Annotated in this window: 15 protein-coding genes; 7 read left to right on the top strand and 8 right to left on the bottom strand. The window is 67.1% G+C overall.

All coding sequences use genetic code 11. The features are described from left to right. Positions 1-4: 4 nt before the first annotated feature. The 4 genes from ACIA49_RS14715 to coxB all read right to left on the bottom strand — a co-directional run bounded on the left by ACIA49_RS14715 (position 5) and on the right by coxB (position 4,440). A complete protein-coding gene (locus tag ACIA49_RS14715) occupies positions 5-1,237 on the bottom strand; it encodes an Ig-like domain-containing protein (protein WP_396377663.1) in 1,233 nt (410 codons plus the stop codon). A 139-nt stretch (positions 1,238-1,376) separates the two neighbouring features. Then, positions 1,377-1,772 carry a cytochrome c oxidase subunit 4 gene (locus ACIA49_RS14710; protein ID WP_396377662.1) on the bottom strand — a complete coding sequence of 132 codons (396 nt, stop codon included), beginning with the start codon at positions 1,770-1,772 and terminating at the stop codon, positions 1,377-1,379. Further along, on the bottom strand, positions 1,769-3,550 hold the full coding sequence (gene ctaD / locus ACIA49_RS14705) for a cytochrome c oxidase subunit I (RefSeq protein ID WP_396377661.1): 1,782 nt from the start codon (positions 3,548-3,550) through the stop codon (positions 1,769-1,771). Before ctaD ends, ACIA49_RS14710 begins: the two co-directional genes overlap by 4 nt. Beyond that, complete coding sequence (coxB, locus tag ACIA49_RS14700; RefSeq protein ID WP_396377659.1) at positions 3,547-4,440, bottom strand: cytochrome c oxidase subunit II; 894 nt, start codon at positions 4,438-4,440, stop codon at positions 3,547-3,549. The genes ctaD and coxB overlap by 4 nt, the downstream gene beginning before the upstream one ends. Positions 4,441-4,534: 94 nt before the next feature. Between coxB and ACIA49_RS14695 the strand changes: the two genes are divergently transcribed. The 4 genes from ACIA49_RS14695 to ACIA49_RS14680 are packed head-to-tail and all read left to right on the top strand — an operon-like array spanning position 4,535 to position 7,139. Then, on the top strand, positions 4,535-5,650 hold the full coding sequence (locus ACIA49_RS14695) for a cysteine desulfurase family protein (RefSeq protein WP_396377658.1): 1,116 nt from the start codon (positions 4,535-4,537) through the stop codon (positions 5,648-5,650). Further along, positions 5,647-5,859: a sulfurtransferase TusA family protein gene (locus ACIA49_RS14690; RefSeq protein WP_396377657.1), complete on the top strand. Its 213-nt coding sequence runs from the start codon at positions 5,647-5,649 to the stop codon at positions 5,857-5,859. Before ACIA49_RS14695 ends, ACIA49_RS14690 begins: the two co-directional genes overlap by 4 nt. A 12-nt stretch (positions 5,860-5,871) precedes the next feature. Further along, complete coding sequence (locus ACIA49_RS14685; RefSeq protein ID WP_396377656.1) at positions 5,872-6,426, top strand: GNAT family N-acetyltransferase; 555 nt, start codon at positions 5,872-5,874, stop codon at positions 6,424-6,426. Beyond that, positions 6,423-7,139, top strand: coding sequence for an SIR2 family NAD-dependent protein deacylase (locus tag ACIA49_RS14680; RefSeq protein ID WP_396377655.1), 717 nt, complete (start codon positions 6,423-6,425; stop codon positions 7,137-7,139). Before ACIA49_RS14685 ends, ACIA49_RS14680 begins: the two co-directional genes overlap by 4 nt. Here the strand turns inward: ACIA49_RS14680 and ACIA49_RS14675 are convergent. Together ACIA49_RS14675 and ACIA49_RS14670 are read right to left on the bottom strand one after the other, a co-directional pair. After that, positions 7,123-9,867: a beta-N-acetylglucosaminidase domain-containing protein gene (locus ACIA49_RS14675; protein WP_396377654.1), complete on the bottom strand. Its 2,745-nt coding sequence runs from the start codon at positions 9,865-9,867 to the stop codon at positions 7,123-7,125. The genes ACIA49_RS14680 and ACIA49_RS14675 overlap by 17 nt on opposite strands. Then, positions 9,864-13,415, bottom strand: a complete 3,552-nt coding sequence (locus tag ACIA49_RS14670; RefSeq protein ID WP_396377653.1) for a glycoside hydrolase domain-containing protein — start codon at positions 13,413-13,415, stop codon at positions 9,864-9,866. Before ACIA49_RS14670 ends, ACIA49_RS14675 begins: the two co-directional genes overlap by 4 nt. A gap of 165 nt (positions 13,416-13,580) precedes the next feature. Here ACIA49_RS14670 and pulA point away from each other — a divergent pair, with 165 nt between their 5' ends. Further along, a complete protein-coding gene (gene pulA / locus ACIA49_RS14665; RefSeq protein WP_396377652.1) occupies positions 13,581-19,223 on the top strand; it encodes a pullulanase-type alpha-1,6-glucosidase in 5,643 nt (1,880 codons plus the stop codon). Here pulA and ACIA49_RS14660 read toward each other — a convergent pair whose 3' ends face one another. Together ACIA49_RS14660 and ACIA49_RS14655 are read right to left on the bottom strand one after the other, a co-directional pair. Beyond that, a complete protein-coding gene (locus ACIA49_RS14660) occupies positions 19,224-20,186 on the bottom strand; it encodes a serine hydrolase domain-containing protein (protein ID WP_396377651.1) in 963 nt (320 codons plus the stop codon). A gap of 2 nt (positions 20,187-20,188) precedes the next feature. Beyond that, entirely contained in the window at positions 20,189-21,091 is a 903-nt protein-coding gene (locus tag ACIA49_RS14655) for a diacylglycerol/lipid kinase family protein (RefSeq protein WP_396377650.1), read from the bottom strand. A gap of 36 nt (positions 21,092-21,127) precedes the next feature. Between ACIA49_RS14655 and ACIA49_RS14650 the strand changes: the two genes are divergently transcribed. Together ACIA49_RS14650 and ACIA49_RS14645 are read left to right on the top strand one after the other, a co-directional pair. Continuing rightward, positions 21,128-22,498, top strand: a complete 1,371-nt coding sequence (locus tag ACIA49_RS14650) for a serine hydrolase domain-containing protein (protein ID WP_396377649.1) — start codon at positions 21,128-21,130, stop codon at positions 22,496-22,498. 114 nt (positions 22,499-22,612) lie between these two features. Continuing rightward, entirely contained in the window at positions 22,613-22,807 is a 195-nt protein-coding gene (locus tag ACIA49_RS14645) for a hypothetical protein (protein WP_396377648.1), read from the top strand. The last annotated feature ends 15 nt before the right edge of the window (positions 22,808-22,822 follow it).

The following is a 22,822-nucleotide window of genomic DNA, read 5'->3' as shown; positions in this document are numbered from 1 at the left end:
GCCCTTAGAGTGCGGAGCCCTGCTTGTACTTGGCGTAGGGGAAGTTCCAGTCGGCCCAGCCGTTGCCCTCGGTCATGTACTTCGTGGTTCCGGTCACGACGATGGGGTCGCCACGCAGGGTCTGGTTGTAGAACCACTGCGCGTTGGCCAGGCTCATGCCGACGCAGCCGTGGCTGACGTTGGCGCTGCCCTGCGCACCGTTCGACCAGGGGGCGCCGTGGACGAACTCACCCGAGCTCGTCACCCGCTGGGCCCACTTCACGTCGCTGATGTTGTAGTAGTTCGGGTCGCCCGGCTTGAGGCCGATCGTCGCCGCGTCCATCCGCTTGGTGGTGAACTTCTCCATGATCACCTTCACCCCGCTGCGGGTGGTGAAGCCATCCTTGCCGGCGGTGATCGGGATGGTGCGGGCGAGCTTGCCGTTGATCGTGACCGTCATCGTGTGCTTCTTGACGTCGACCTTGCTCACGACCGACTTGCCGATCGCGAACTTGATCTCGCGGCTGGCCGAACCCCAGGTGCCGTTGCCCGCGTTGACCCCGGCGGTGTCGATGTTCACCGTCACCTTGGTACCGGCCGGCCAGTAGACCTTCGGGCGGTAGTTGACCTGCTTGCTGTTCAGCCAGTGCCAGGTGCCTTCGACCGGCACCGACGTGGTGACCTTGAGCCGCTTCTCGACCGCCGCGCGGTCGGTGACCGGGTTGTTCCAGTAGATCTGGATCGGGAGCGCGACACCGACAGTCTCACCGTTCAGCGGGACGACCGAGGCCTTCAGGTTCTTGGACGCCTTCAGCGTGCTGAAGGTCGAGGAGATCGGCACGCTGGCGCCGTCGGTGCCCTCGGCCGTGCCGCTCACCGTGTACGTCGCGCCCGGCTTGACGCCCGGGCCGGCGGTCCAGACCGTCTTGTCGGCGTTCAGGGTGCCGTCGACGGTGTCACCGTCGTCGTCCTTGAGCGTGACCGACTTGATCGTGCCCACCGAGGTGGTCACGGTCACCGGCTTGTCGGGTGCGACCGCCTTGGCTCCCTTGGCCGGAACCACCGAGATGGTGGCCGCGGCCGGGTTGTCCGACGGCTCCGTCGAAGGACCGGACGAGGTCGATCCGCCCGGCGTGTTGCTGCTCTGTGCGGCACCAGGAGCGGGTTTGCCGCCCGCCTCGGAGTCGCTGCACGCCGTACCGGCCAGCAGCAGCACCGCGATACCCACCACGGCCAGACCGTGTTTCCTGCTCACCATTCCCCAGTTCTCCCCTGTATCCATCGACCGCCGCCCAGAGTAACCCGTCGTTCATCAGACGCACGAAAGCGCCGCCCGGTTGGGACCGGACGGCGCTTGTTTTCGCGTTCAACCAGTGACCGATGGTCACCAACTGTGCTCAGTGTGCGTGGTCACCGCGGTAGTACTCGAAGATGAACCCCGACAGCGTGACGATCCCGATCCCGCAGCCGGCGATGAACAGCCACCAGCCGAAGACGATCCCGAGCGCCACGATCGCCATCGTCGCGGCGGTCCACAGCGGCCACCACGAGTGCGGCGGGAAGAAGCCGAGCTCGCCGGCGCCCTCCACGATGTCGGCGTCCTTGCGGTCCTCCGGACGGGCGTCCATCCGGCGCGCGGTGATGCTCAGGTAGAACGCGATCAGCAGCGACAGGAAGAACGTCATCACCAGTGCGGTGGTCCCGGTCGGGTCCCCCGCCATCAGCCAGTAGATCGGCGTGACGACCAGCACAAACAGGCTCAGGATCCCGAAGACCCAGGCTTCGACCTTCACGCCTCGTCCTTCCCCTCGTTCACCGTGTCACCGGACTTGGCGACGTTCTCCTCGAGCAGGGCGACCCGGCCCTCGTCCTCACCGGCGTCCAGCAGGTTGTCCGCGCCGGCCCGGTTGGCCGGGTACTCGGCCAGGGCCAGCTCCGGGTGGTGCAGGTCGAACGCCGGGCTCTCGGACCGGATCCGCGGCAGCTTGTCGAAGTTGTGCCGCGGCGGGGGCGAACTGGTCGCCCACTCCAGCGACCGGCCCCAGCCCCACGGGTCGTCGACGTTGACCTTCGGCGCCTTGCGGGACTTGTAGACGTTGTAGAAGAACGGCAGCATCGACAGGCCGAGCACGAAGGCACCGACGCTGGAGACCTCGTTCAGCGTGGTGAAGCCCTCGTTCGCCCCGTACGACGCGTAGCGCCGCGGCATGCCCTCGACACCCAGCCAGTGCTGCACCAGGAACGTCGTGTGGAAGCCGATGAACAGCAGCCAGAAGTGCAGCTTGCCGAGCTTCTCGTCGAGCATCCGGCCGGTCATCTTCGGCCACCAGAAGTAGAACCCGGCGAACATCGCGAACACGACGGTGCCGAAGACCACGTAGTGGAAGTGCGCGACCACGAAGTACGAATCCGACAGTTGGTAGTCCAGCGCCGGCGAGGCCAGGATGATGCCGGTCAGGCCGCCGAACAGGAAGGTCGTCAGGAAGCCGACCGACCAGAGCATCGGGGTCTCGAACGAGACCGAGCCGCCCCAGATCGTGCCGATCCAGTTGAAGAACTTCACGCCGGTCGGGACCGCGATCAGGAACGTCATGAAGGAGAAGAACGGCAGGTTCACCGCACCGGTGACGAACATGTGGTGCGCCCACACCGCCACCGACAAGACGGCGATACCGAGCGTCGCGGAGACCAGGCCGATGTAGCCGAACAGCGGCTTGCGGCTGAAGACCGGGAGGATCTCGGTGATGATGCCGAAGAACGGCAGCGCGATGATGTAGACCTCGGGGTGCCCGAAGAACCAGAACAGGTGCTGCCACAGCAGTGGACCACCGTTCGCGGCGTCGAAGACATGGGCCCCGAGACTTCGGTCCGCCTCCAGCATCAGCAGCGCGCCGGCCAGGATCGGGAACGCGATCAGGACCAGGATCGACGTCACCAGGATGTTCCAGGTGAACATCGGCATCCGGAACATCGTCATCCCGGGGGCCCGCATGGTGATGATCGTGGTGACGAAGTTGACCGCACCGAGGATCGTGCCCAGACCGGCCAGGTACAGACCCATGATCCACAGGTCACCGCCGACGCCCGGCGAACGGACCGCATTCGACAGCGGCGCGTAGGCGAACCAGCCGAAGTCGGCCGCGCCGCCCGGGGTGAAGAACCCGCTGATCGTGATCGTGCCGCCGAACAGGAACAGCCAGTAGCTGAACATGTTGAGCCGCGGGAACGCGACGTCGGGGGCGCCGATCTGGACCGGCATGATCACGTTCGCGAAGCCGACGAACAGCGGCGTCGCGAACAGCAGCAGCATGATCGTGCCGTGCATCGTGAAGAGCTGGTTATAGACCTCTTCGTTCACGATCTGCAGACCGGGCTTGGCCAGCTCGGCCCGGATCAGCAGCGCCATCACGCCGCCGATCAGGAAGAAGATGAACGACGTGATCAGGTACATGTGGCCGATCAGCTTGTGATCGGTCGTGGTCAGCCACTTGACCGCGAGCTGGCCCTTGCTGCGTCGCCGCGGCAGCGCCGTGCTCCCGACGGCGCCACTGCGCTCGGCGTAGCCGCTCATTTCTCGCCCTCCTGCTCACCGTGACCGGGGATCGTGGTGGCGTCCTGGCCGCCGACGGCGGCACCGGTCTGACCGCGGTCGGCCAGCTCCTTGAGGTGCTGGTCGTACTCCGCGCGGGTGACGACCTTGACGGTGAAGATCATCCGGCTGTGGTAGAGCCCGCAGAGCTCCGCGCACTTGCCGGCGAACGTCCCGGTCTTGGTCGGCGTGACCTCGAACTTGTTGGTCCGGCCCGGGATGACGTCGAGCTTGAAGTAGAAGCTCGGCACCCAGAACGAGTGGATGACGTCCGGCGAGGTCAGGTCGAAGTGCACCGACTCGTCCACCGGCAGCCACAGCTCCGCGGGCTTGTCGAGCGTGCCGGTCTCCCAGACGCCCTGCTGCCCGTTGACCTGGTCCTTGTAGTTGAAGGTCCACTGCCACTGCTGCCCGACCACGTTCACGGTGTGCTGCGGCGTGGCCGACATCTTCGTGATCTGGTTGCCGTGCTCGACGGTGTAGAAGAAGAGCACCCCGATGATCGCGAACGGGGCCAGCGTGTACAGCACCTCGAGCGGCAGGTTGTACCGGACCTGCTTGACGGGCTCGTCACCGCGCTTGCGGTACCGCACCACGACGTACAGGATCAGGGCCCAGACCGCGACGCCGACGATCAGCGCTGCGATCCACGCACCGATCCAGAGGCTGCGGACAGCCTCGGTCCGGTCTGACGCGCCCTCAGGAAGACCGAGTCGCTTCCACTGCTCAGTGGTCTCCGACGAGCAACCGGTCAGCGCAACGGCGCCGAGCACCGTTGCGGCCGCGGCCAGTAGCCGTCGTTTCGCCGGACGTGTGGCGCGGGCAGTGTCTGCCATGCGCTCCTCCACTCCGGACGTGCCGTTCGAACCCACGGGGCGCCTTTCCCTTCCCAAGTGAGACTGACGACCAAACACTACTGGACAGCATTCGCCTGTTTGCGCACAGGTAGCCCTTAGCGTTTCCCCTGTGAATGAGCGTGCGTACCTCGACGCCGCATCGGCGGAGCCTCTGCATCCGGCCGCGCGGGAAATGTTGCTCTCGGCAGTGGATTCCGGGTGGGCCGATCCGGTGCGTCTGCACCACGAGGGAAGGACCGCCCGGCTGCTGCTGGACAACGCCCGGGCGGTGCTTGCCCAGGGCGTCGGAGTGCGCCCGGACGAGCTCTACCTGACCACCTCCGGTACGGCGGCCATTCACGCCGGACTGAGTGCCGTACTGGCTGCTCGGCGACGGGCGGGGACCGCGGTGGTCCACAGTGCGGTGGAGCACAGCGCCGTACTGCACACGGCAGGTGAGGCCGGTGTGGAGGTCGGCGTGGACATGCTGGGGCGGGTGGATCTGGACGCGTTCGCCGCGGCGGTGCAGGAGCCGGGTGTGGCGGTGGCGGTGTTGCAGTCGGCCAACCACGAGGTGGGGACGCGGCAGCCGGTTGCGGCGGCTGCCGAGGCGTGCGGTGACGTGCCGCTGGTCGTGGATGCCGCGGCGTCACTAGGGCATGACGTGGTGCCGGGTGGTTGGTCGGTGCTCACGGCAAGCGCTCACAAGTGGGGTGGGCCGGCCGGTGTGGGGCTGCTGGCGGTTCGGAAGGGCACTCGGATCGCTCCGGCCTGGCCGATGGACGAGCGGGAGGACGGCCTCTCCCCCGGGTTCCCTGACGTACCCAACCTGCTGGCGGCCGCGGCCGCTCTGCAGGCACGGCTGGCTGAGGCTGATGAGCTCGACCGGCAGCACCGGGCGTGGATCACCGAGATCCGGGCGCGGGTGGCGGCCGACGTACCGGATGTCGAGGTGGTGGGTGATCCGGACGACCGGCTGCCGCACGTGCTCACGTTCTCCTGTCTCTATGTGGACGGTGAGGCTCTGGTGACCGCACTGGACGCTGAGGGCTTTTCCGTCTCCAGCGGCTCCGCCTGTACGTCGAGTACGTTGCGGCCGTCACATGTCCTGGCCGCGATGGGTGTGCTGACGCATGGCAACGTGCGGGTCTCGCTGGCCCGGACGACGACGTACGGCGAGATCGACCGGTTCTGCAGCGTGTTGCCGGGGGTCGTGCAGCGGATCCGGGCGGAGGTGGGGATGTGAACCTCGAGCTGGACTGCCGGGGTCTGCTCTGCCCACTCCCGGTGATCAAGCTGGCCAAGGCGCTACCGACTGTCGCCGTCGGGGACACCGTCACCGTGCTGGCCGACGATCCGGCAGCGGCGACCGACATCCCGGCCTGGTGCCGCATGCGGTCGCAGGAGCTGGTGTCCGCGGTCGAAAATACGTATGTGGTCCGGAGAGTGAGCTGACACACTCCCCGGGTGACCGACTTCACCCGCAAGCCGACCCTGACCGGTGAGCTCGTCGTACTGCGTCCGGTGACCGAGGACGACTACCCCGCGCTCGCCGTCGCGATGGCCGATCCCGATGTCGGCCGGCTGACCGGGAGTCATGGGGAGATCGGCGAAGAGAAGGCGCGGGAGTGGTACCGGACCCGGCAGGACCAGACCGACCGGCTGGACCTCGCGATCGTGGACAAGGCCTCCGGAGAGGTCGTCGGCGAGGCGGTGCTCAACGAGTGGGACCCGGACAACCAGTGCTGCAACTTCCGGATCCTGATCGGGCCGGCCGGTCAGGGCCGCGGACTGGGGACGGAGGCGACCCAGCTGATCGTCGGCTACGGCATCGAGGAGCTCGGCCTGCACCGCATCAGCCTCGGGGTGTACGCGTTCAATCCGCGGGCGCAGCGGGCGTACGAGAAGGCCGGGTTCGTTGTCGAGGGCGTCTTGCGGGATGCGCTGCTGTGGGACGGCCAGTGGGTTGACGAGGTCGTGATGTCGGTACTGGCGACGGACTGGATACAGTCCGGTGCGTGATCGACGCTGACCGCATCGCCGTACTGACCGGAGCAGGTATCTCGACCGCCTCCGGCATCCCGGACTTCCGCGGGCCACAGGGGCTGTGGACGAAGAACCCGGCCGCCCAGGCGATGTTCGACATCGACGAGTACGTCGCCAGCCGAGCGGTCCGCGTGGAGGCGTGGAAGTTCCGCCTGGCCGCACCGGCGTGGACGGCTGAGCCGAACGCCGGCCACCTCGCACTGGTCGAGCTGGAACGTCAAGGTCGGCTGACCGGTCTGGTCACGCAGAACATCGACGGACTGCACCAGAAGGCCGGGTCCGCACCAGAACTCGTTCACGAGCTGCACGGCACGGTCTGGTTCGTCGACTGCCTGCAGTGCGAGCGGCGGATCCCGATGGCCGACGTACTCCCCCGGCTGGACGCTGGTGACGAGGACCCGGCGTGTGAAGTGTGTGGCGGCATTCTGAAGTCCGCCACGGTCTCCTTCGGCCAGTCACTCGATGTGGCCGTCCTCGACGCAGCAGTCGCCGCCGCTGAGGCTGCGGACGTGTTTGTCGCGATCGGTACCTCACTACAGGTCTACCCGGCCGCAGGTCTGTGCGACATCGCCCTGCGGGCGGGCAAACCACTGATCATCGTGAACGCGCAGGAGACGCCGTACGACGAGGAGGCGACCACTGTGCTGCGTACGCCGATCGAGTCGACGCTGCCTAGTCTGTTCGGGTGAGGTCGTCCCAGCCGGTCCAGGCGGTCCCGAACGCGGACTGGTGTGACGTGTGAAGCTTGCCCTCGGCATCGGTCGTGAAGGCCGTCCCGGCGCCGGTCACACCGTCGATGATCCGTACGTCGGAGTAGGCGCGCACCTGGTCGTTCAGCCACGCGTTCTTCCAGACGCCACCCGGAGTCGTCTGCCACATGGTCCAGCCGCGGTCGTCCGAGCCGCGTACCGTGAGCGTCAGGCCACCAGTGTTGTCCAGGTGCGCCTGTGGGTTGCCCTTCGCCGTGATCTCGCCCAACCGGGTCGGACCGGTGAACGCTGCGCCGCGGGTGGGCTGCCAGCTCGTGTAGACGGCGTTGTCGGGGCCGCGGTAGACGACGCTGAAGGAGCCGTTGTAGCTCATCACCAGATCCGGGTCCGAGTCGATCGAGCCCGGGAGCTCGACCCACGGTCGCCAGTTGCTGCCGACGCTCCACTGCCAACTGTTCTGCAGCTTGTTGTTGGTGTCTCGCACCACCATGACCAGCAGGCCGTCCAGGTTGACGTCCACCGCCGGTTTGCCGACCATCGTGATCCCACTGATCCGCTCGGTCAGCCAACCGCCGTCGCGCTGCCAGATGGTCAGTGGCACTCCGTCGGTGCCGCGGACGAACAGACTGATCAGGCCGTCGTCGGCAACCACCGCAGCCGGGTCTCCGCCGACCACGAGGTCGACCACGACCTCCCAGGCACCCCAGTCGCCGCCCGGTGCAGTCTGCCGGCTGGTACGGATCCGGCCGTCGGCCCCTCGCACGAACGCGGTGAGCCCGCCATCCCGCCGTACAACGATCTCTGGCTTTCCTGCGGCGTCGATCGGCCACAGGTTGGTCAGCGGATCCCACTTGCCGCCGGCGGTCCGCTGTGAGGCGCTCCGGATCAGACCGTTGCCGGCGCGCTCGAAGACCGACAGAGCGCCGTTGTCGTGCCGGACGACGTCACTCCCCCGGATCACTCCAGCCAGATCGAACAGGTCATCCAGACTGCCCAGGACCGCTAGTCGGAACGAGCTGTTCGCGTCGTTCAGGGCCGACTGCATCTCCTCGCGCCGGGTCCGGTAGCCAGGGAGGTTACCGGCTGCCTTGGCCTCGAGCGCTCGCACTGCCGCGACACCAGCCCGGCTCCTGCGTGCGGTCCGGGCAAGCCACGGCTCAGAGTCGGACAGGAACGACGCATTGCCGAGCCCGGCGCGCAGCTCCGCCGGTGCAGCTGCCAAACGGTCCAGGTACACCGTCAGCGGGGCGGCCGACGCAGTCAGGTCGCGGCCGGCCCGGTAAGCCTCGATGAACGCTCGGACCAGCGGACTGAGTCGTGCGGAGGGATCGCTGGTCAGTGCGGAGCCGGTGTTCACCTCCGCGTACCGGCGCAGGGCGTCTGACACCGGTCCGCCGAGCTCGGTGAGCATTCGGCTCCACGCTGCCTGCGGGTCATAGGCAGTGGGGTTCCAGGCGTACTCGGCCGCCGTGCCGAGAGCGATCAGCGACGGCTCTGCCTCCTGCATCTCGTTGATCAACAGTCCGGTCGCGTACTGCGTCAGTCCGGCGTCCCTGCCGACCAGCGGACCGAGGTGCTGAGTCATCGGGGCATAGTCGTTCACCGGGTAGTTGTCGAAGATCAGAAGCTTCCGGCCACCGAACGAGGCCGACGCCGTGGCCGCATCCTCGGTGGTGATCGTCGGTGCGACCACCTCGGACCCGGTCCAGAAGATGTCCACGTCGGTCGGGATCAGCTCAGCGAAGCGGGCCCGGTACGGCGGTCGCTGGGAGGCGTTACCCCAGTAGTCGGTCGGCACCGTGACGAGGCGGGCACCGGGATGCGTCTTGATGAAGCGGTTGTACACATCGTTGACGACATGTGCCTGCGCCGCTGCCAGCGGGCTCGCCTCTGCGGCGAACGCGCGCGCGTCCTCGAGGCAACGGAACTGCCCGCCGACGTCGTCCCAGCCGACCGAGAAGATTCGCTCGCCGAGATCCCACAGCTGCTGGTAGCGCGCGATCAGGGCGTCCTTGTCGGCCTGCCGCACGTGACAGATCCCATAGGCCTCCTTGACGTTCGCCTCCGGGTTCACCCGGTAGATGAACTCCACGTGATTCGCCTTGGCCCGTTGGATCGCTTCCCGGATCCGGTCCACGTCCGCACCCGTGTACGGCTGTCGCCAAGCCTCACCGGCGGTGTGGGGGTCGCCGCTGACCGTGTACTGGAAAGCATTCAGCCGATGACGTCCCATGAAATCGAGGTGCCGCAGCAGATCGGCCTGCTGCCACGGCTGACCGTAGAACGACTCCATCCCACCACGCAGTGCGAACGCAGGCTCGTCTACGACCGCAACACCAGGCACGGAGGAGGATGCGGTCAGCTGCGCGAGCGTTTGCTCGCCATAGAAGGTGCCGGCCGGGTCATGGCCGACCAGGACCGCCAGGTTCTCGCCCTGGTAGGTGCCAACACCCAGGACATAGCCGCCGGGTTTCAGACCGGCAGCGGACGGCAGGGCCCAGGCAGACAGTGCACCTGCCGCGCGAGCGCTCGCCGTACCGGTCTCTTTCAGTACGGCGAGCCCTGCTGCCGGTACGTCGGCTCCGAGTCGCCGGATCGACTGTGGTGTCGGAGTGATGGCGGGCAGGTCGCTCGCTGCGGTGGCTGGAGCAGGTGTCGTGAGGACGCCGAGAGTTAGCGCGGCGACCAGGAGCCAGCGGAGCTTCACCACTGGTCCAGCTTCAGTCCGCCGGTCGGGTCCCACTGCCAGTGGTTGAGGGCGCTGGTCGCCGACTGAGCGAAGATGTGCTGCTGGTTGTTGTAGACCGAGGCCGCTGGGTCGGAGAGGACCTGACCGCCCCAGTTCGCGAAGGTGATCTTGTCGGTCGGCTGGTCCCACCACCAGTGGTAGAGGGTGTCGTCGGCACCGCGGGCAACGACATGCTGCTGGGTGCCGTACCGGTAGCCGATGGGAGTGCCTTTGAAGCCTGCCGGTGCGCCGGTCCACTTGTCGGTGTGGAGTCCGTCTCCGGGGTCGACGAACCAGTGGAACAGCTGGCCGTCGGCCGCCTTGGCGAACGCATGCAGCTGCCCGTCGTAGGTGAAGGTGGTTGGGTCGGAGTACGCCTCACCACCCCAGGCCTCGACCTGTGGCTCCGGCGCATCGGCCTTCCACCACCAGTGATACAAGCGGTTGTCGGTGCCCCGAGCCACTACGTGCAGCTCGTCGCCGGCGGCGAAGGCGGATGGCTTACCCGCAATCGGTACGGGCGCCTTGGGCCAGCTGTTGATCTGCTGGCCGCTCACCGCGTCCCACGACCAGTGCGTCAGCCCACCGTCGGCCGACCGAGCGAACACGTGACGCTGGTTGCCCCAGACCACCGGAGCCGGGTCGGAGTACGCCGCACCACCCAGGTCGGTCGACTGGACCGCGGTCTGCCCTTCCGTCCAGGACCAGTTGAGCAAAGTGTTGGTCTTGCTGCGCGCGAAGACGTGCTGCTGGTTGTCGAAGGCCATGCCGACCGGCTTGCCCTCCATCGGTGCGTCGGGCCACACGTCGCGCTCGACACCGATCCCCGGAGTCGACCACCAGTGCTGGAGACTTCCCGTGCTCGATGGCGCGAACATGTGGTTCTGGGTCTTCCACGCGAACGCTGCTGAGCCTGGCGGCTCCTCCGGTCCGACGGCCGTGCCGACGCCGTACACCTCCAGCTCGTCCATCAGGGTCACCGTGCCCTCGTTGGTGCCCTTGTGCTTGAACGAGATCCGGACCCACCGCGCCTGGACGGCCGGGAACGCCAGGTCGTACCAGACCTTCGAGTGTCCCTCGGGGACTCCGCCAACCGTCTTGCGCGCCGTCCAGGTGGACCCGTCCGTGCTGGTCTGCACGGTCAGGTCATCCGGGCGGTAGTACTGGTACTCCTCGTACGCGTGCACCTTCGCCTCGGCCACCCGCTGCACCGAGCCGAGGTCGATGGTCATGTCGGTGTAGCGGTCGCGGTCCTTGATCGTCTTCCACCCCACGCCGCGCAGGTCCGACCAGTCGTCGCCGATCTGACCGTCGGTGAGCTGACGGCCGCCCTCGTCCGGCTGGTCGTCCGGGGCCGGCACCAGCTGGTACGTCCTGCCGGCCGCCAGATTGGCCTGCGCCAGCCGGTGCCCGGAGACCTCCAAGGAGTTCAGCTGGAACACCGAGCTGCCACCGGTCACCTCAAGCCGCACATAGCGCGCCTTGCCGACGAATCCGATGAAGTCGTCTCCCCCGTCACCCGACGAGGTGGAATAGGCCTCCACCCAGTTGGTGCCGTCGTACGAGGTCAGCACGCGGTACTTGTTGGCTGCGGCGGCGGACCACTTCAGGTGGACACCGTCGAGCCGGCTCTGGTTCCGCAGGTCCACCTGGATCCACTGGGTCCCGGTGGCTGGGCGCCAGCCCGTGGTGTCGTTTCCGTCGACCGCCTTGCTCGCTTCGAAACCGGCCGACGCGCTCGAACTGGTCGTGGCCTTGGCGAGTGCGTGGTCCTGGGCAATCACCGGGAGGCCGGCTGCGGCGTCCAGCGCCATCCGCCGGACCTGCTGCTGGAACGTGGTGTCCATGACGTACTTGTCACCGCGCTGCGCCATGCTCGTGGCCAGGGCCTTGGCCAGCCCGGCGTTGCGCTTGCCCAGGATGTTGAGGACCTCCCAGTCCTCGATGCCGTCACGCAGCGACTCGTAGCGAGGCGAGGACTCGAAGGTCAGCCGGGCCGGGTCCGGGTGGACGATGTACCCGTCGCCCTTGCCGCCCTGGTCGTTCATCGCGTACTGCCAGTTCATCCAGGCCCAGTGCAGGTAGCCGGTGGCACCGCGCGAGTAGGCGTACCACATGGTCATCCGCTGGTGCCATTGCGGCTGATCGATGAACCTGTTCAGGAAGTTGCCGGCCGGGCCGATGCAGTTGTAGAGCCAGAGCTGCTTCCCGTGGTCGTCCCGCTCCTTGTCGTACGCCGCCGCGTTGCGGTCGTACTCGTCCAGGATCGGGATCATGATGTCGGCCTCTTTGGACTGGTTCACCCCGTTGCCGAGCATGGCGTCGCCGATCTTCACCCCGGGCCACAGCGAGCGGATCTTCTGCTCGATGGTGAACCACGTCTGGCTGTACGACTCGTCGGAGACGTGGTGCCACCACATCTTGTCCCAGCCCTTGCCGATCAGGTGGTCGCGCAGTGCCGGGAAGAACTGGTCGTTCCACTTCGTGGCCGGCGCGGCGTCCCAGTCGACCCAGCTGAACGAGGCCTGCCCGGTGCCCGGGTCGGTCTTGCCGAGCACCTCGGTCAGGAACTTGCCCTTCGGCCGGGTGGGGCTGTACCAGGGCGACCTGGGGTCGTCGTGGGGCCCGGACATCGTGAAGCCCTCGAGTCGCTTGATGTGACCGGCGCGCATGATCCGCTCGACCACCTGGTCGAACCGGGTCCAGTCGAAGTGGTAGTTCCCGGCCGCGTCGACCGTGCTGCCGCCCTCGCGGAGCAGGTGGATGACCGGTAGCTGCAGGCTGTTGCCGCGGTACTTCGCCTGCATGGCGGCGTAGTTGTCGACGATCTGCCACCAGCGGTCGTCGTACCGCTTGACGCCGGGGTAGAACAGCTCGACGGTGTCGCCCTTGCCGTGGTCCCACGACGAGTAGCCGAGCATGTTGTGCCACATGGCGTTCGTGAAGTCGCTGTCCTTGGTCGGTGGGATCAGGACGTCGCGCACGTTCGCCGTCAGCGGCACTGGAATGTCTCCGACGGTCGTGTGGACCGTGACGGTGCCGCTGTACACGCCGCCCGCCGCCGCGGACGGGACGTAGGCGCGGATCCAGATGGACTGGGCGTTGCCGGCGTCGACCGCGATCGTGGGGTCGTTCCGCAACCGGTCCGGGAACTGACCAGGCGCGTTGCGGATGTTCGGAGTGATCGGCGAGTTGTAGTTCAGACTCACGTAGTCGACGAAGTTGTAGCTCAGGTTCGACGCGGCGATCGAGCCCGCGGTACCGCTCAGCGGCGTGAAGTCGACACCCGTGATGGTGTACGCCTGCGACCGGCGCAGCACGATCTGGGCGCCTTCGTAGTCGTTGCGGGCGGTGTCCAGCAGCAGGTCCTGGCCGGCCTCGTCGGACGGCTGGCTGTCACGGAAGACCGAGGTGTAGGCGGACTCGGTCCAGACCGACAGGCCACCGACGGCCGGGCGCGCTGCGTGGGCGGGGGTGGTGAGGAGAGCGGCACCGAGCGCGGCGACCAGCATCCAGGGCAGTTTCATGAGGGACATCCCTTTCAGGCGGGCGGGGATGCGACCAGGAAATACCGGTATAGACCTCCCCGCAAACCTTTCGATCAGGACTGTCGTTTTGTGACGTTCGAAGCCTTCCCCACCTCTGGGCCGCGGGCTAGCGTCCCCGGCAGACCGGCTCTGGAGGGGACAGCGATGAGTGGTGTCAGGCGTTGGGTTGCGGGGGTCGCTGCGGCGGCGATGGTGGTGCTCGGGCTGGGGGCTCCCGCACAGGCTCAGGTGACGGCCGAGCGGGTGATCACGGTGGCCGGCTCACTGCAGAGTGAGCTGGGCTGTCCGGGTGACTGGGACCCCGCCTGTACGGCGACCAGTCTCGGCGCGGCGGCGCCGTACACGAAGGTGTTCGACGTGCCGGCCGGCTCGTACGAGTACAAGGTGACCGTCAACGGCGGCTGGGACGAGAACTACGGCGCCGGTGGAGTGCTGAACGGGGCCAACATCCCGCTGCGGGTCGAGGGCCCGGCCAAGCTGTCGTTCAGCTACGACGACAAGACCCATGTGGTGTCGGTGAAGCCGGTGGACCTGGCGGCCTCACAGGTAACGGCTGCTGACAAGGCACTGGCGTCACCGAGTCTGCGGCAGGACCTCACCAAGGAGCGGTTCTACTTCCTGATGGCGGACCGGTTCGCCAACGGTGACAAGAGCAACGACTCCGGCGGCCTGACCGGCGACCGCCTGCAGACCGGGCTGGACCCGACCGACAAGGGCTTCTACCACGGTGGTGACCTCAGTGGGGTCATCCAGAAGCTCGACTACATCAAGAACCTCGGTACGACGTCCATCTGGCTCACGCCGTCGTTCAAGAACCGGCCGGTACAGGGCACGGGTGCTGACGTCAGTGCGGGCTACCACGGCTACTGGATCACCGACTTCACCCAGATCGATCCGCACCTGGGCACCAACGCGGACATGAAGCGGCTGATCGACCAGGCGCACCGCAAGGGCATGAAGGTCTTCTTCGACATCATCACCAACCACACCGCCGACGTGATCTCCTACCAGTCCGGTCGGTACGGCTACATCCCGAAGTCGGCATCGCCGTACAAGGACGCGGCCGGGAACGTCTTCGACGACAAAACCTATGCCGGTGGGGACACGTTCCCGCCGCTGGACCGGAACACGTCGTTCCCGAACGTGCCGGTCTTCAGGACGCCGGCCGACGAGACCGTGAAGGTCCCGGCCTGGCTGAACGACCCGACGCTCTACCACAACCGCGGTGACTCGACCTTCGCCGGCGAATCGGCCGAGTACGGCGACTTCGTCGGGCTGGACGACCTGTTCACCGAGCAGCCACGGGTGCGGGACGGGATGATCGACGTCTACAAGACCTGGGCCGAGCTCGGCATCGACGGCTTCCGGATCGACACCGTCAAGCACGTCAACCTCGAGTTCTGGCAGAAGTTCTCCCCGTCGGTCCTGGCGGCGGCGAAGGCCGCCGGGTCGAAGAAGTTCTTCATGTTCGGCGAGGTGTACGACGCGGATCCGAAGTTCATGTCGACCTACACCACCGCCGGTGCGCTGCAGGCGACGCTCGACTTCGGGTTCCAGCAGAACGCGGTGACGTTCGCCAAGGGCGACCCCGCGACCAAGCTGCGCGACCTCTACGCGAACGACGATTACTACACCGATCCGGACTCCAACGCCTACCAGCTGCCGACGTTCCTCGGGAACCACGACATGGGCCGCGTGGGCACGTTCCTCAAGCAGGGCGGCGCCAACGGGCCGGAACTGCTCGCCCGCGACAAGCTGGCGCACTCACTGATGTACCTCACCCGCGGACAGCCGGTCGTGTACTACGGCGACGAGCAGGGCTTCACCGGGCCGGGCGGTGACAAGGACGCCCGGCAGGACATGTTCGCGACCAAGACCGCGGACTACGCCGATGACGAGGTCGTAGACGGCACCGGTACGACGACGATCGGTAGCAAGGACCGGTACGACGTCAGCTCGCCTATGTACAAGCACATCGCGGCGCTGGCGAAGCTGCGTTCGCAGTACCCGGCGCTGGCCGACGGACGTCAGGTGCACCGATACTCATCCAACTCCGGTGGCCTCTACGCGTTCAGCCGGATCGGTGCGGACAACGTGGAGTACCTGGTGGTCGCCAACAACGCGACCACGGCCAAGTCCGCGACGATTCCGACGTACGGGTCGAACACGTGGCTGAAGCCGGTCTATGGCGGCTCGCGGTCGATCCAGACGGACCGTGAGGGTCGGGTACTGCTCAGCCAGCCGCCTCTGTCAGTGACGGTCTACCAAGCCTTGAAGAAGGTGCCCGCGCCGTCCAAGGCACCTGCGGTCTACCTGAGTGCGCCTGAGCCGGGTGGTGTCGTCGGTGGTCGTGCTGAGATCAGTGCGGCGGTTCCGGCCAACACTCCGGTCACGGTGACCTTCGGCTATCGCCCAGTGGGTACGACGGCCTGGAAGCGACTCGGCTCGGACGACGCCGCGCCGTACCGGGTCTTCCAGGACGTCAGCGGGCTGCCGAAGGGGACGCTGCTCGAGTACCGCGCGGTGTTGCGGGACTCGGCGGGGCACTACTCGATCTCTGGCTCGTACGGCGTCGTGGGCGACGCCCCGAAGCCAGGTGGCGGCGGTGACACCGGACCGGTCGTCCAGCCGACCAACGTCAGCGTGCCGGGCGACCACAACAGTGAGATGGGGTGTGCGGCGGACTGGTCGCCGGACTGCGACCAGGCGCAGCTGACGCTCGACCCGAAGGACAAGGTGTGGAAGGGCACCTACACGATCCCGGCCGGTGAGCACGCGTACAAGGCGGCGCTCAACAAGAACTGGGACGTGAACTACGGGGCCGGGGGCAACCTGAACGGCGGCAACATCTCCTACACGGCTCCGGCCGGCCCGGTGACGTTCTACTACGAGCAGGGCCGGCACTTCGTCACCTCCAGTGCGGAGGGGCCGATCATCACGGTGCCTGGCTCGTTCCAGTCCGAGCTGGGCTGTCCGGCCGACTGGGACCCGTCCTGCATGCGACCCTGGCTGACGGACGCCGACGGTGACGGCACCTACACCTGGTCGACGAGTGAGATCGGAGCGGGCAGCTATGAGGCCAAGGTCGCGCACAACCTGTCGTGGGACGAGAGCTATCCGGCCCAGAATGTTCCGATCACCGTGCCCGGTGACGGGCTGGTCACCACGTTCACGTACGTGCTCGCGACCCACACGCTCACAGTGACGACCGCCAAGCCCGGTGCACAGCCGGACCTCGGTCAGGCCAAGGCCTACTGGCTCTCGCGCGACACCCTCGCCGTACCGGCTGTTGCCCACCCGGAGCAGTCCCGCTGGCGGCTGCACTGGTCGACGACCGGCGGGCTGAAGATCGACGCGGACGACATCGGCGGTACGTCGGTGGGGCTGCGGTACGACCCGCGCGAGGTCAAACCCGGCTATACGACGCTGCGGCTCGACCATGCGGACGTTCGGAAGATTCTGACCGGACAGCTCGGGCTGGCTCAGTACGACGACACAGGTCGGCTGCTGGATGCGACCGGCGTACAGATCCCTGGTGTGCTCGACGACGTCTACAGTGCGGCCACCAAGCGCTCGTACGGCGTCACGTGGAGCGGGGGCTCACCTACCTTCACGGTGTGGGCTCCCACCGCGCAGAGCGTCGCACTGCTCGTTGGATCGCAGCGGCTGGCGATGCGCGCGAACGACGACGGCTCGTGGAGCGTGCGTGGTCCGAGGTCGTTCAAGAACACTTCGTACCGGTACGAAGTGAAGGTCTATTCGCCGAGCACCAAAAAGGTGGAAACGAACGTCGTCACGGATCCCTACTCCACCGCGCTGACCACTGACTCGGCGTACTCGGTCGCAGTGGACCTGAACGACCCAGCGGGGAAGCCGGCACTGTGGTCGAGCACAGCGGCGCCGAAGCTCGCGCAGTCCGTCGACTCGACCATCTACGAGCTGCATGTCCGGGACTTCTCCATCAGCGACCCGACGGTGCCGGCCGCACACCGTGGGACCTACCTGGCCTTCGCGGACAACGGCAACGGCACCAAGCACCTCAAGCAGCTCGCGGACGCCGGACTCAACACAGTGCACCTGCTGCCGACGTTCGACATCGCGTCGATCCCGGAGACCGGGCAGCAGACGCCGGCCTGCGATCTGAAGGCGTTACCGGCGGACTCCGATCAGCAGCAGGCCTGTGTGAGTGCAGTGGCGGCGAAGGACGGTTTCAACTGGGGCTACGACCCCTTCCACTGGCTGGCGCCTGAGGGTTCCTACGCGACGCAGAAGGACGGTCTCGCGCGGGTCGCCGAATTCCGCACCATGGTCGGCGGACTGCACAAGTCCGGACTGCGCGTCGTACTGGACCAGGTCTTCAACCACACACCGGCAGCCGGGCAGGCACCGACGTCGGTGCTCGACAAGATCGTGCCCGGGTACTACCAGCGGCTGAACGCGACCGGCGGCGTGGAGAACTCGACCTGCTGCAGCAACATCGCCACCGAGCACGCCATGGCCGAGAAGATCATGGTGGACGGCACCGTGAGCTGGGCCCGCAACTACCACGTCGACGGCTTCCGCTACGACCTGATGGGTCACCACACCAAGGCGAACCTGCTCAAGGTGCGGGCCGCGCTCGACAAGCTGACGCTGGCCAAGGACGGCGTCGACGGCAAGCACATCTACCTGTACGGCGAGGGCTGGAACTTCGGTGAGGTCGCCGACAACGCCCTGTTCGTGCAGGCGCGCCAGGGCAACCTCGGCGGGACCGGGATCGGTACCTTCTCGGACCGGCTCCGGGACGCGGTCCGTGGCGGCGGCCCGTTCGACGACAACCCGCGGGTGCAGGGCTTCGGCTCCGGAGCAGCCACTGACCCGAACGGCGACCCGATCAACGGCTCAGCCGCTGACCGGGCCAAACGCCTCGCCCACGACACCGATCTGGTCCAACTAGGCCTGGCCGGCAACCTGCGGTCGTTCAGCTTCCGCTCCGCAGAGACCGGTACGACGGTGCGCGGTGACGGGGTCGACTACAACGGCTCCCCCGCCGGGTACGCCGATCAGCCGGACGAGGTGGTCACGTACGTCGACGCGCACGACAACGAGACGCTGTGGGACACGCTGACGTACAAGCTGCCGACGACCATGCCGATGCCGGACCGGATCCGGATGAACACCTTGTCGCTGGCAACGACCGCACTCGCGCAGACGCCGTCGTTCTGGCACGCAGGTGCCGACATGCTGCGCAGCAAGTCACTGGACCGGAACTCCTACGACTCCGGCGACTGGTTCAACACGCTGGACTGGACCGGCGCCGACAACGGCTTCGGTCACGGTCTGCCGCCGAAGCCGGACAACGAAGCGAAGTGGCCCTACATCAAGCCGCTGCTCGGCAATCCGGCGCTGAAGCCCAGTGCGGCCGAGGTACAGACCGCCTCAGCGGCCGCTGCCGACCTGCTCAAGCTCCGCTTCTCCACACCGCTGTTCCGGCTCGGTTCGGCCGACCTCATCAACACCAAGCTCAGCTATCCGGCGAGTGGCTCGACCCCTGGCGTCGTCACGATGCGCATTGACGACACCGTCGGTCCGAACGTCGACCCAGCGCTCAAGGGCGTGCTGGTCGTCTTCAACACCACGGGCTCCGCTGTCACGCAGACCGTGCCAGGGCTGGCCGGTCAGACGCTCACGCTCTCCCCGGTCCAGGCCAACGGCAGCGACCCGGTGGTCAAGCAGACCACCTGGACCGCTTCGTCCGGCACGGTCCAGGTGCCGGCGCGGACAGTCGCCGTACTGGTGCAGAAGTAGTCAGGTGAGGAGACCGGCCAGGACCTGGTCGGTCTCCAACCCTTCCTCGGTCATCGTGGTGTACGACAACGTCAGGTCGACGTCGCTCGAGTGGTAGCTCAGCGTCCGGTAGCCGAAGATGCCCCCACCGTGTCCCCAGAGGACATGGTCACCGACGACGCGACGTTCGATGCCGAGCCCGTAGCCGTCGGCTACGTCGACCACGGTCTGCATCTCGGCCAGCTCCGCGGTCCGGAGCAGGTCGCCCGCCAGCAGCTTGGCGTAGAAGGTGTTCAGGTCGGCGGCCGTTGACACGATGGCGCCCGCCGCCCAGGCCTGTGAGACGTTGACCTGCGTCATGTCGACCGGTCCGTCATCCAGCTGGAAGTAGGCATGAGCGTGCGGATCCGGGAGTTCCACATCGTCACCTGGTAGCAGAGTGCGACTCAGACCCGCTGGCTGGATGATGCGGTCGCGGACCTCGTCGGCGTACAAGTTGCCGGTGACAGCCTCGATCAGCAGGCCCAGTGCGATGTAGTTCGTGTTGGAGTACGACCAGGAGCTGCCTGCCTCGAACAGGCGCGGTTTGGCGACAGCCGTGGCTAGCGACGCGAACGGGTCGACAGGGAGGAAGCGGTCGCGCACCATCCCGGGAAGGTCTGGCAGGTCGTCGGTGTAGTTGTGCAGTCCGCTCGTGTGGTTGAGCAACTGGCGCAGAGTGATGTCGGTGGGGACGTCCGGCACCCACTCCGTGATCGGCTTGTCCAGCTGGAGACGGCCGGCGCCGACCAATTGCAGGACGACGACCGCAGTGAAGGTCTTGGTGATACTGCCGGCCCGGAACCAGCCGTCGGGATCGACGGGGCGATCCGTGCCCAGCTCGCCGACTCCGCTGGAGCCGGTCCACGTCACGTCGGGCGTGCGAAGGTGCAGGAGGACGCCTGCTGCACCCTGCGGCACGAGCTTGTCGAGGACGGACTGCATCGCTAGCCCTTCGGGACTCGGACGAGGAGGGACGACGGGTCCACCTCGGCGGTGAGGATGCGGCCGGGGTCGATCATGTCGCCGTCCAGCTGACGGCGGGTGGTCCGGTCGCTGCGGACCTGGATGCGCTTGCCGGTGAAGCGTTCGATGTCACGCTCCCGCCAGCGTTTGACGACCAGGCTGAGGACCAGCCGCGGCCAGTGGCTGATCCGTTTGGGCGCCAGGATGACGACGTCGATCAGGCCGTCGTCGGCCTGCGCGTCGGGGAGCAGCGGGATGTTCGCCTGCAGGGTGCCGACGTTGCCGATCACCACGGTGCGGGCGCGCCGGCGGATCGGCGGCTGGTCGTCGACGGTCAGCTCGAGCCGGAACGCCGGGTGGTTCAGGTTCTTGATCGTCGAGATCACGTACGCCGCCCAGCCGACCCGCTTCTTCAGGTCGTCCGGGGCGTCGTCGATGATCGCGGCGTCGAGCCCGAGCCCGGCCATCACCACGAACCGGTCGTCCGGCAGGTCGTCGCCGGAGATCCGCACGCTGTCGATCTCGCGTTCGGTGCCGCCGAGGACCTCGTCGAGCGCGGTCTCCATCTCCAGCGAGATACCGAGGTTGCGGGCCAGCAGGTTGCCGGTACCGGCCGGCAGCACGGCGACCGCGATCCCGGTCCCGGCGAGCTCGGCGCAGACCACGCGGACCGTGCCGTCACCGCCGGCCACCACGACCAGGTCGACGGCCGCGGCGATCGCCTCCTGGGCCATCGCGACCCCGGCGTCGTCCGCCGTGGTTTCGAACCAGGAGACGGCGCCGACCCCGTGCGCGGTCAAGGCCTCCCCGACTGTGTGACGGAATGCGTCGACGTCGGCCTGCTTGATCGGGTTGACGATCACGGCCGCGTGCAGAGAACTCAACTGATTTTGTCCGTCCGGGGAGATAGCGTGAGTGAGGTGAGCAGCCTTCCACGCAATACCCCGGACAGCCAGGGTCTATCCGCCGCGTCGCTCGACGCGTTCGTCGCCGCGCTCGACGAATCCGATCAGGAGTTCCATACCGTGACGCTGGTGCGGCACGGTGTGATCGTGCTGGAGGCGGAGTGGGCGCCGTACCGGCTGACCGATCGGCACCTGCTGTATTCGGTCTCGAAAAGTTTCACCTCGACCGCGATCGGGCTGGCCGTCGACGCCGGGCTGTTCTCGATCGACGACAAGGTGGTGTCGTTCTTCGGGCCGGAGGATCTGCCGGCGACGATCAGTGACAACCTGGCCGCGATGTCGCTGCGGCACCTGCTGACGATGAGCACCGGCCATGCCGAGGACACCGTTCAGAAGCTGCAGCGGGACGATCGGATGGTGCGGGGGTTCCTCAGTCTCGACGTCGAGCACGAGCCCGGTGCGCCGTTCGTCTACAACAGCGGCGCGACGTACATGCTGTCCGCGATTCTGCAGAAGGTCAGCGGCGAGACGCTGTTGGAGTATCTGCAGTCGCGGCTGTTCGAGCCGCTGGGGATCACCGAGGCGACCTGGGGATCCTCGAAGGAGGGCATCACGTTCGGCGGCTGGGGGTTGAGCCTGAGCACCGAGTCGATGGCGAAGTTCGGCCAACTGCTCCTGCAACACGGCGTCTGGGAGGGCAAGCAGCTGGTCCCGGCCGAGTGGGTCGAGGCCGCGACCGCCAAGCAGGTGTCGAATGCCCATGAGGGCAACCCGGATGCGCAACAGGGCTACGGCTTCCAGTTCTGGCGCGGGCGGCACAACACCTACCGGGCCGACGGTGCCTTCGGCCAGTTCATCATCGTCATCCCCGAGTACGACGCTGTCCTCGCCGTGACGAGTGCTTCCTCCGACATGCAGGCGGCGCAGGTCGTGTTCTGGGACCACCTGCTGCCGGCGCTCGAAGGCAAGGAGGTCCCGCTCGTGGCGCGGCCCGAGCGGCTGGAGCTGCCGGCCCCGACCGGTTCCGTTCCGCAGGCCGGTGACGGGCAGACGTACAGCTTCGGCGAGAACCCGGGGTTCCTCCAGTCCGTGCGCTGGGATGCCGACGGCACCGGGTCGCTGACCTTCCACACGTACGGTCCGGAGAGCAGTGAGCCGGTCAGCTTCGGCCCCACACCGGGTGAGTGGCGTGAGACCGCGACGGCAACCGGGCGAATCGTCACCAGCGCCCACGGAGACGGCGAAGCTGTGGTGGTCTCCGTTCGCTGGCTCGACGGACCGCACGCGGTCGACTTCACCTGCCAGGTCGCCGACGGTCAGATGACTGTGGCCGGTCAAGTCAATGTGTCCTTCGCGCCGTCGGAGGTCACGATCGTCTCGGAGTGAACGGGTGCGGAGATCTCGCCGGTCGGCGTCGTCACCTTCACCGGGGACACCGACGACGGCTCGGGCGAGGACAAGGACGGGAACACGGTCGCGAAGCTGGCCACGTTCAACCGGATGAACAAGTACGTCTCCGCCGTCGACCTGACCGTCAGCAAGTCGCGCGGCACCTACACGCTGACCACCGCGGCCGGCAACTACCGCCCGGCGATCAACAAGTTCGTCCCGTGGTCCTCGGCCGCCACCTTCAGCTTCCGCGCCTACATCGCCGGGAACAGCGTCGTCTGGGACGACTACTCGCCGGTTCGCTGACTTAGGGTTGGCGGT

Source organism: Kribbella sp. NPDC051587 (genome assembly GCF_044453945.1).
Lineage (GTDB): Bacteria > Actinomycetota > Actinomycetes > Propionibacteriales > Kribbellaceae > Kribbella.
The sequence above is the reverse complement of the archived record's forward strand: the minus strand, read 5'-3'. Positions and strand labels throughout refer to the sequence as shown.